This window comes from Haloarcula sp. Atlit-47R, assembly GCF_003665985.1.
Taxonomy (GTDB): domain Archaea; phylum Halobacteriota; class Halobacteria; order Halobacteriales; family Haloarculaceae; genus Haloarcula; species Haloarcula taiwanensis.
The window spans coordinates 26,880-36,778 of record NZ_QPLQ01000011.1 but is presented as its reverse complement, the minus strand read 5'-3'; the positions used below and the strand labels follow the sequence as shown (position 1 = coordinate 36,778).

Sequence of the window (9,899 nt, the reverse complement as noted above, 5' to 3'; positions counted from 1 at the left end):
CCTCCTTCCGTCGGTAGATCAGTGTCGTCTCGTGCCACTCATTCTTCCCGAGATGGAGTTTCCTACCAGTCTCGTATCGGTCCTGACCCCGTTGGAGCAGTCGCTTTGCCTGGGCTCTCTCGCTGGTTTGCATCCGCTTCGGGACTACATACGACAGTCCACGCTGGCTGAGCATCTCCAGAATGTGCTGGCTGTCGAACTCCCGGTCCATCAGCACGTTATCGACGTGAACGAGGTTCTCGGCAGAGTTAAGCAGATCTTCAATGATTTCTAATCAGGCGTTTTGAACTTCGAACAAGCCTGTCATCGATACTCCGAAATCGTTCGATACGGGGCGTAGTAGCCGATCTCATCGATCCACTTCGACAGCCACTCGTCAGCAGTGGCTTCGTCGATCCTCCCAGCATCGATTGCAGCCAACAGAACGCCAACCGACCCCACAACGGTCACGCCCTGGTCTTTCGCAAACGACCGAGCATCTCCGTCGTCTGTCAGCAGTCGACCGTCGTGTGCGTCGGCAAGGGCGAACGCCTGTGCTTCCCCAGGATCGAGATGCTCCCCAACAACGGCTTCTCTGTTTGCGACAGTATCCGAAATCGCCGCAACTGGGATTTCGTCGTCAAGCGCATCGAGTGCTTCCTGAAGATATGGGTGGTTAGCAACGCCGTGTTCGAGCTCCTCACGAACGACTGGTACCGTACAGATTCCAGAAAGGTCAGCTACTATCCACAGCTGATCGATGTACGCAAAATTCGAGAGGACAGTCGTGTTCAAGACGCTCGGGTTCGCTGGGAGATCGTTACCTGTCATTTAGCACGTGGCTCCTCATCAGAGGAGTCCTCATCATCGAATTCGAGTTCGCGTGCTGCCTCTACCTCGTAGGCTGCGTCGTCTTCGTCAACGAGTCCGAGGCGAAGTTCAACACCGTGCTCGCGGAGGATGTCACGCATCGTCCAGCGGTCGACAGCAGCGAGTCTTGCAGCATCACCGAGTGTGATCCGCTCACGTTCGTAGAGAGCGACCGCAGCTGCAATCCGTTCGTTCTCGTGGGCCTCAAAGTATTCACGCACGAACTCGCGCAACGCATCGCTCTTGCCACCAAACACACCAGCCTCGACAGCACCCTCAATGAGGAGGTCGAGGTCATCTGGGTAAGAACCGGTAATTCGTGCCATCGTTCTCTCATAGACTACGACTTCATACTATTTATGAACTACGTCAGAATACAATATGCATTGCGACGACTGGTCTCAACTACTGTCGGCTATAACCATCCAGACATGAATCGGCCCTAGAGAAGGGCTGACGCGAGAAAACGAGCGGTTCGCTATCGCCGAGTCCTGCGAGAGTTACTTCATCCCGTAGCCCATCTTCCGGAGCTCGTCTTCGACGGTTCGGGTATCGTCGTTGGCAGCCAGCACAATCGCTTCGAGTACGTCGATTTTGTAGACGGACTCAGACTCGAAGGTCTCGTCCATCGCGTCGACGACGTCTTCGACGTGGGCCTCGGCTTCGTCGCGGAGGAACAGATTCGCGTGGTTCCGGCCGTCTTGCACGCCGTCGCGTCGATACTTGTACGGCAGTTGTTCAGTCGTATCGGCTGGTTCAGCACTTGTGTTGGTCTCCAGGTCCGTATCTGCCTGGGTGGTATCGCTGTCAGGCTCGGCGGCAGTCTCGTCTTCCTGGTCGAAGTCGTCGTCGAACGGGGAGCCAGCGCCGGACTTCATGCATCGAACACCGCCTCGATTTCCGCCGCGAGGTCGTCGTACTTTTCGAGCGTGGCGTGTTCGCGGTCAGGAACGCGTCGGACGCCCTTCTCGCCATCCTTGTAGGCTTCTTCGACCACCTGATAGGCAGTCGCCCGTGCGTCCCACATCTCCTGCATCAGCGACTCTCGCTTGCGGAATACCGCCGGCACCTCGTAGTCGATATCTTCTTCGAGCGTTGCGAGATGTTGCTGCTGGCCCGTCGTATCGCCGAACGCGACAGGAACGATGCCGAGCACGCCGACCTCGATGTCAAGGTTGTCCTCCAGTCCGTCGACGAGCTGCTCCAGACCGTCGATACTGAGTGAGCCCTTGCCAGACAGTTCGACCGGGATGAGCACTGTCTGCGTGACCATGACCGCGTTGTAGAGACCCTGCCCCTCGGAGGCCTGCGGGTCACAGATGATGGCGTCGTACTGCTCGTGGATGCCGTTGCGACCGAGGAGTTGGTAGAGTTGTTCCTCTTCAACCCACTCTGCGTCGGGGTTCATCTGCTCTTCCGTCTCTTTCGCCCGCCGCATCGTCGTATCCAGCGACGAGAGCATGTTGTGGGCCGGGATTACGTCGAGGTTCTCCACGCCGGTGTCCTCGCGGATGAGGTCCGCAAACGGGCCTTTGCCGCGGCCGACCATATGACGAACGAGATTGTCCGCAGCGCCGTCGTCGCGGTCGTCGTCGACGCCGAAGATGTAGGAGATGGACGCCTCCTGCGGGTCAAGGTCGATGACGAGCGTTTTCAGACCGTTCTGAGCGTGTGCATGCGCGAGGTTCGCGGCTGTCGTTGTCTTGCCGACGCCGCCGGCCTCACTGTACGTCGTATATGCCAGCATGTGTTATTACTGTATGTTGCTACTACTAATAATTAGCGTGTGTTAGTAACGCTTGTTACTAACGTGTGTAACTGATGGTAGTAACTAAAGTTAGTAATACATCGGAAACAGTGGGGTGTGAAAGCTCGCAACAGGGTGTGACTAGACTAACCAACACAAACGCTATTGTGCGCGGTCATGTTGGTTAGCGCATGGGCGACGAAGACTATGCTCACCAAGCGCTGTCGGCGCTGGAACGAATCGACGTCGAGGCGCTGGAGCAGGAATGTCGTGATGCGCACGAGGACGCGATTGCCGCCGTCGACGAGCTGGCCGTGCTGCTGGAGAGCGACGGCGGGATCGAGGACCAGAACAGCGTGGACACGCCCGGGGAATGGGCCGACGACGAGGACGACTGGGACGAGAAGATAGCCAACGCCTACGAGCAGGCCGAAATACAACGCTCGAAGGGCGCGCTGACAGTGAAGAGTATCGACGATCGCGAGTACTACTACTTGCAATGGCGCGAGGGTGACAAGGTCAAGAGTCAGTATGTTGCGCCGGTCAAGCCTGCGTAGGGTGTTTACTTCGGGGGCAGTGTGTGAACCGCCTCGGGGTCAAGCCCCGAGGCACTCGGCCTGCTCCGCCTGTAGAAACGGTCAAATCATCGCTGTAACTCTAGCTTGTAGTTGAGCACGGGAGTTGTGACTTCAACCCCGCAGTATGTTTTCTTCAATCCCACAAGGGTTCGTCTGAAACGGGCCTGCGCCGGTATCCAGTCCACGCGGTCGGCGCTTCAATCCCACAAGGGTTCGTCTGAAACCGGGTTTATACACGGCCAGCCACAGGACTGGCAACAGCTTCAATCCCACAAGGGTTCGTCTGAAACCCGCCGCCTCCGCCGCTGTCTGCGGCCTGCTGCTCGCTTCAATCCCACAAGGGTTCGTCTGAAACGAGTCGTTTACCGGCGATGACGGCGAAGAGGTGACGCTTCAATCCCACAAGGGTTCGTCTGAAACTCGCAATCATCTGCCCGACAGGAATCATCTCCGATGCTTCAATCCCACAAGGGTTCGTCTGAAACGCAGCAGACTCAGGTATCGGCACGTCACCGCTCACAGCTTCAATCCCACAAGGGTTCGTCTGAAACTCGGGCTTCGGCGGTATCGACTGGCAGGCCACGCTTCAATCCCACAAGGGTTCGTCTGAAACAAATCTCAATTACCTGTTAGTGGGTATCACGGAAGTGCTTCAATCCCACAAGGGTTCGTCTGAAACCCGATTTCAACGAGTATGCACGAACGGACAACCCACTGCTTCAATCCCACAAGGGTTCGTCTGAAACCGCGGTCATTGCCTTTATGTCGGTACTCCGCAAAGTCGCTTCAATCCCACAAGGGTTCGTCTGAAACAACAGTTTCTTGCTGTTGTTGTCTTTTGCCATGTGCTTCAATCCCACAAGGGTTCGTCTGAAACACCATCTTAACCTCCTGAACCGGTGCGCCAGCGTCGCTTCAATCCCACAAGGGTTCGTCTGAAACTGGGCGTCACGTCGTTGGATACAAATGTTCGACGTGCTTCAATCCCACAAGGGTTCGTCTGAAACCGTGAGGGTCCACAAGTTCGACAGCGCCGGCTTCGCGCTTCAATCCCACAAGGGTTCGTCTGAAACTTTTCCTGTCGTCCGGCACGCGTGACCCGTCGATGCTTCAATCCCACAAGGGTTCGTCTGAAACTTTTCCTGTCGTCCGGCACGCGTGACCCGTCGATGCTTCAATCCCACAAGGGTTCGTCTGAAACCTGACGTGTCGAGTTCGCCAGATTGCACTTCAGGCTTCAATCCCACAAGGGTTCGTCTGAAACCTTTCTGTTTAGTTTGAATCGTCAACATAGGGGTTGCTTCAATCCCACAAGGGTTCGTCTGAAACCATGCGATTCGTCAGACGCTTCTGAATGTCCGCTCCGCTTCAATCCCACAAGGGTTCGTCTGAAACAGCGCGTCGACACCGTGCTCGCGGAGAACGCGTTTGCTTCAATCCCACAAGGGTTCGTCTGAAACTACCGCGCACAGGACGGGACGAACGACGATGGTAGCTTCAATCCCACAAGGGTTCGTCTGAAACTCCGTCGTGGGCGAACCGAGCCGCAATTGACCGCAGCTTCAATCCCACAAGGGTTCGTCTGAAACATCCTCGACGACAACGGCGCGGAAATCGTCACGGAAAAGGTCGCTTCAATCCCACAAGGGTTCGTCTGAAACTCGAGCGATCCCTCGGAGACCTCATTACGGCGAAACGCTTCAATCCCACAAGGGTTCGTCTGAAACACGGGTCCACGATGCTCACCGGGGACATACAGGTTGCTTCAATCCCACAAGGGTTCGTCTGAAACGCGCATCGCTTGATCCAGATGCAAACGACCAACGTTGGCTTCAATCCCACAAGGGTTCGTCTGAAACCCGCCCAGTTTTGCGGGGCTAATGTGTCCCTACAGCGTGGTTCGATATGGTATTTTTCATCGACCCCTAATCCCCACGGTTCCCCCAGGGGGTCCATTGAAACAAGATTCTCCTCTACCAGAGGTCAAGAACAACCTCAAGTAAAACGGCTACCGGGATCGTCGACGTCACCGTACGTCGTGAATTCGAATGAAGCTGGATTCGTGGATTCAAAAACCACCACCTCATCATCAGTCTCTAGTTTCTTTTTGAGATCTTGTTTCAGCGCCGTCACCTGCCCTTTAGTCAGTTCACCATAAAATACAGAATTCTGGAGATGATCAAGTTGTCTTCTAAGTAGCTTCCGATAGATATGGGTTCGATCGGCGGGTACATCATAAACAACGATGACCTGCATCTTACCACCACCGTTCCGTTGGGTGGTACGATTCTCCAGTGAGAATATGTTTCTTCAAACTATATACATCAGTTTGAACTAAGGTCTTGAAGCTGACTTTTCGTTCTAAACGAGGATGCTCAATAGTTTCGTCTAATGTCTCTTCAAATGCCTCCAAAACGGTCATACGCCCTGATTCGGTTAGCAGACAACCCTCCAGTTCACTTTCGAAATCCGATAGCGAAAGTTGTTGCCTGTTCACGAGTCGGAATATGAGTCTGTCCGCCAATATGGGTTTAAATATGTCAGCAATATCGAGAGACAGAGTAAAGCGTCGCTCTCCAGGTTCGTGTACGAAGCCTATCGTCGGGTCGAGTGCAGTTTTCCGAATAGCTGACACACTGGTTGTGTAGACCATTCCATTGAGGAAGGACACAAGCGCGTTCGCCTCATTTGTGGGTGGATTATACTCACGTTTAGAGAGTTCAAACGGGTCACGCAAGATCTGATCGAAGCAGTCGTAGTAGGCGCTTCGAGCGTTCCCTTCGACAGCTCGGAGCTGGTTTATATCATCCGTGTCAGCAGTCTCATCCTTTAAATCTTCAAGCGATGCAATCGCATCTGAGAAATCTCCTCGACGTCCGTCGTAGTAGACGAGATTACGGCGCATATTGTGAATACTGGCTCGAATCATTTTCTGGCCGATATTGAGCCGCCTGTGGCCATCGTAAGCTCGAACCTGCTCGACAACTGTGTTTCCAGACACTTGCCCCCGCTTGGGTAGATACGAGCCCTTGTAGTAGTCTTTCCATCCAAAGATATGGAGCGGGATGCCATGTTCATTCAGCAGACCGAGTGTACGAGTGTTGAAATCTATTTGGCCATGTAAGTATAGCGAATCGACTGATTCAACGGGTAAATATTCGGTATCCCCTTCCAGCGTATCGATACGAAGTGTACTTTCACTCCGAGACAGTTCACCGTCGGCGAAGATGTGATGGTTGGGTTTGGTCATGTTACATCCAGCAAATGTCCTGATACAGACAGCTATCGCAGTATGATTTCTTCTCTAATTCTGGTGGGGCATCCTGGTTTACAACATCTAAAATGCCGCGTATCGTGTTCTCAACCGCTTCGACGTTCGCAGCATCAAGTTGAATTGTCTCGCGCTTGCGTTCTGTCGGATATGCTAATACACCATCTTTGTCGACATCATATACGTTATCAAGGAACCAGAGGTAGAACAAAAGCTGCATCCTCGCGGGCTTTTCCAAGGCTGAAGAGACCTTCACTTCCATAACATCTCCTGACTCAAGAACGTCAAGTTGGATCCTATTGTCGATCATAAACGACTGTCTAGAGTCCTGATAGCTTGTTTCGTCGATATGTGTCCCCCGCTGGATGTTAGTCGTCTCTCGGTCGATGTCGATACCATGTGCCATGAACCATAGTTCTCGTTGGCACACGTGATAGTACTGGACCATTAGGCCAGTAATCCGCGTCTCTGGTTCCCGCCCGGGTTCTCGTTCATCTCTGATGTATTGGTCGATTGTGCTTAGCTCGGTCATTGACCTTCTCCTTGTTCGGCCACCTGAGAAGTACCTGTCAAATACACTATTTTCAGTTGATAAAATACTTCTAGCTCGCTTAGTTCAAATAGTGAATCGATCTTGGATACTTTCTTCGGCCGCTCTCAGTCCACCATCTTCCAGAGTATAGGTCAGCCCACTAGTTCCATTGAATCGAAAGACATTGACTCCGTCATCATTCCTGCCTTGTCCATCAATACGGGTGAGCTTGGGATTTGCATCGATTACCTTCGCCGGAAGAGAGACGCGAAGATGAGAGAGGTCCTCTAATCGGTCGTAGGCTCTCGGGTTTCCATCAGTGAACATCTGAGTAATTCGATCAAGCGTCTGAGATTCACTCTCACTGATCGCAACCAACACGTCGGCAGTCTCATAGCCGCCAATTAGTGATTGCTGACTAAGCCAGCGCCCCTCGGCATGGTCAATATGCTCTCGGATAGAACCATCGTCAAGAGAGCGGCGGGACAGTTGCTCAAAGTAACGATCCACTGCATGCTTCGACAGATGGATATCAGCAACGTCACGTTGACCTGGAACTTTGGCCAGGACGTCTGAAATGAGACGGAGATGATCGGGCATCCCAGCATCAGTGGACCCCCGTTCGTAGACCCAGTAGGCTGGCGGGTTTGCTGCATCAGTACCGGTGGGTGCCAGAGTCCAGATAGTAACTTGCCCACCGTTTTTCCCCCACTCATACGCACGGTTGCACCGCCCCGCAGCTTGAACGATACTGTCTAACGGGGCAATATCTCGGTAGACCGTCTCGAAGCTGATGTCTACTCCAGCTTCGATAGCCTGTGTAGAGACAAGAATGAACGGTACGGGCCCAGTTGAGAGCTGTTGGGCCAGTTGAATGATTACTTGTCGGTCGAACGGACGGTATCTGGAGTTGAGCGTGAGTACGAACGGTCCCTGTGGCGACGGGACCTCTTGATTGCGGGCCGGTGATTCGTCGGAACACTGGTCTTCTATCCCAACGGTTTGCAGTACTTCACTGACGATCTCGCCAGGGTTCATCTCGCTCTCGGCGACGTTCGCATCGGGTGCTGAAAGGATGTTTTCAAGGACCGGACCGAGATGGACCGCATCTGAATGTTGGCTGACGGCCTGTGTGAGCTGCCGTGAACTCTTGATAGTGTTGCAGATGGCGAGGACAGAGTCTGCCTGTGCAGCCGTTTCATGGATCCGGGACGCCGCTGTATCGTACTCGACGAATTCCTCTTTGGTTTCAAGTCGATGAGAGAGTGCAGACTCGTCGATGGTGTACCGGACACGGTCGGCCTCGTTGAAATAACTCTCTTGGCTTGTCGGTGGCAGTTCGGTGTCGTATGCTGGTTGATTCCTACAGTGATTACAGTCGTTCTGGTCATGAGCCGCCCCCAATTCAAGCAAAGACGAAGTCTCCATCTCACGGAATAGGCTCGGTTGGGTTGCAGTCATGGCGATGATTTCTGCAGAGTATTCACTTGTCAACAACTGTAACAGCCGCTCAATCCCGTCCCACCAGTCCTTCGGCAACGCCTGTGGTTCGTCTAAGATAATCAACGCCGAGTCGAGAGATGGAAGCTTGAGGCCTTGTCTATTGGATGGCCCGGTCAAACTCTCGAACAACTGGACGAAAGTCGTAAGGACCGTTCCATCTCGCCACGTTTCACCGAGGAACTGGGCTGTCTCGCTTGCATCACTCTCGTCGACATCTGTCGCGTCGTATTCATCCGCGTAAACAACCGTCTCACTGAGGTAGTGATGGACGGTCAGAGCGGATTTTTTCGGGTCAGCCCCCCACAATTCCGGGTCCTCGAATAATGCCCGCGTCTGCTCAATGATACTTGTGTAGGGGAGCGCGTAGATTACTGGCCGGGGATTATCAGGATGTTCGGTATCGATTTCATCCAGAATGTAACGAGCCTCGAAAGCTGCTGAGAGTCCGGTAAACGTCTTGCCTAGCCCCGTTGGGAGGGTTAGTGTGGCGATATCTGTTTGCTCTTGATTGAGCCATTCATGAGTTCCTCGCAGCGCTTGGCGACGAGCACGTTCCCGTTCGTCGTTCAGTTGTGCCTCGTGTGGCGATGATGCCTCTTGCTGGCGGAGGGTGTTGATATGCCGCTCCAGCGTCTCCAGATCAAGCGTATCAAAATCAAAGACACGGTCTTCAGAAACCCCCATCGCGTGGGATTTGTCGGCCAAGGTGAGGGCAGCCCAGTAGTGTATCGTCCGGTCGTATAGGGAATCCGGAAGTTGGGAAGGGGTTGGCTCTACATCGGTGAGTGTTTCGCGCACACTGCAGTCCTGGAGTGCTGCAGCCGCCGCACCTGATCGCGCCCACTCAGCGAACTCAGCCCATGAACATGCATCAGACCCTGTGCATCTGAACAGATCATCCGCAGCCTCGGGCCATGTTTCGTCGATGCGATTGATCTGGGCCTGGAGTACGTCGGCTGATGCCTCGACTGCACGGGCTAATGTTTCGCCAGTGTACTGCGCCGCATTGGGTAGTGCCTGGTGATGTCGCGCGACAGCCAGCGTTGCAGCGAGCTGGTCGCGGAGTGGAGCATCTGCTTCCTCGAGGACGTACCAAGTCGCAAGCGCTCCTAGGCGGGCATGGGCTTTCTCCTCGTCAGGGCCATCGTAGTTCTCCCCCGGTCGAACGTGGGCCTGAAACTGTGGTGTCACCTTCCCGAAGTCATGGAGGCTGGCTGCGATACGGAGATACTGTGTACGGTCGTCATCCGGACCAAATAGCCGAACAGCACGGTCCCCGACAGTTCGATTATGGGCATCGAGTCGGAGCGCTCCATCATCAGTGAGCTGTGAGGACGGGTATGCATCGCCCTCATCGACATTTGGATGGGAAATTAACGGTAAATCCATGGCCTGTTTGAATGGGAATCGCTAATTGTG

At 54.0% G+C, this 9,899-nt stretch carries 9 protein-coding genes, 1 pseudogene and 1 CRISPR repeat array; of the genes and pseudogenes, 1 reads left to right on the top strand and 9 read right to left on the bottom strand.

Annotated features, from left to right (window positions below; translation table 11 throughout):
- The 5 genes and pseudogenes from DVK00_RS22115 to DVK00_RS20500 all read right to left on the bottom strand — a co-directional run.
- A pseudogene (locus DVK00_RS22115) lies at positions 1 to 271 on the bottom strand (transposase); the annotation flags it as partial.
- 32 nt (positions 272 to 303) lie between these two features.
- On the bottom strand, positions 304 to 810 hold the full coding sequence (locus tag DVK00_RS20515; protein WP_121578502.1) for a twitching motility protein PilT: 507 nt from the start codon (positions 808 to 810) through the stop codon (positions 304 to 306).
- On the bottom strand, positions 807 to 1,175 hold the full coding sequence (locus DVK00_RS20510) for a UPF0175 family protein (RefSeq protein WP_101352104.1): 369 nt from the start codon (positions 1,173 to 1,175) through the stop codon (positions 807 to 809). The genes DVK00_RS20515 and DVK00_RS20510 overlap by 4 nt, the downstream gene beginning before the upstream one ends.
- A 174-nt stretch (positions 1,176 to 1,349) precedes the next feature.
- Complete coding sequence (locus DVK00_RS20505) at positions 1,350 to 1,727, bottom strand: hypothetical protein (protein ID WP_121538480.1); 378 nt, start codon at positions 1,725 to 1,727, stop codon at positions 1,350 to 1,352.
- Entirely contained in the window at positions 1,724 to 2,596 is an 873-nt protein-coding gene (locus DVK00_RS20500) for a ParA family protein (protein WP_121578501.1), read from the bottom strand. Before DVK00_RS20500 ends, DVK00_RS20505 begins: the two co-directional genes overlap by 4 nt.
- A 191-nt stretch (positions 2,597 to 2,787) precedes the next feature.
- Between DVK00_RS20500 and DVK00_RS20495 the strand changes: the two genes are divergently transcribed.
- The gene (locus DVK00_RS20495; RefSeq protein ID WP_121578500.1) at positions 2,788 to 3,153 is read left to right on the top strand and encodes a hypothetical protein; all 366 of its coding nucleotides are present in this window, start codon (positions 2,788 to 2,790) and stop codon (positions 3,151 to 3,153) included.
- 151 nt (positions 3,154 to 3,304) lie between these two features.
- Positions 3,305 to 5,033: direct repeats of the CRISPR family, unit length 30 nt; unit sequence GCTTCAATCCCACAAGGGTTCGTCTGAAAC.
- 136 nt (positions 5,034 to 5,169) lie between these two features.
- Here the strand turns inward: DVK00_RS20495 and cas2 are convergent.
- The 4 genes from cas2 to DVK00_RS20475 form a co-directional block, all read right to left on the bottom strand.
- Positions 5,170 to 5,430 carry a CRISPR-associated endonuclease Cas2 gene (cas2, locus tag DVK00_RS20490; protein ID WP_121578499.1) on the bottom strand — a complete coding sequence of 87 codons (261 nt, stop codon included), beginning with the start codon at positions 5,428 to 5,430 and terminating at the stop codon, positions 5,170 to 5,172.
- Between the two features lies 1 nt (position 5,431).
- On the bottom strand, positions 5,432 to 6,424 hold the full coding sequence (cas1b, locus tag DVK00_RS20485; protein WP_121578498.1) for a type I-B CRISPR-associated endonuclease Cas1b: 993 nt from the start codon (positions 6,422 to 6,424) through the stop codon (positions 5,432 to 5,434).
- Position 6,425: 1 nt separating this feature from the next.
- The gene (gene cas4 / locus DVK00_RS20480; RefSeq protein ID WP_121578497.1) at positions 6,426 to 6,977 is read right to left on the bottom strand and encodes a CRISPR-associated protein Cas4; all 552 of its coding nucleotides are present in this window, start codon (positions 6,975 to 6,977) and stop codon (positions 6,426 to 6,428) included.
- Positions 6,978 to 7,061: 84 nt separating this feature from the next.
- Positions 7,062 to 9,869, bottom strand: coding sequence for a CRISPR-associated endonuclease Cas3'' (locus tag DVK00_RS20475; RefSeq protein ID WP_121578496.1), 2,808 nt, complete (start codon positions 9,867 to 9,869; stop codon positions 7,062 to 7,064).
- Positions 9,870 to 9,899: the final 30 nt, after the last annotated feature.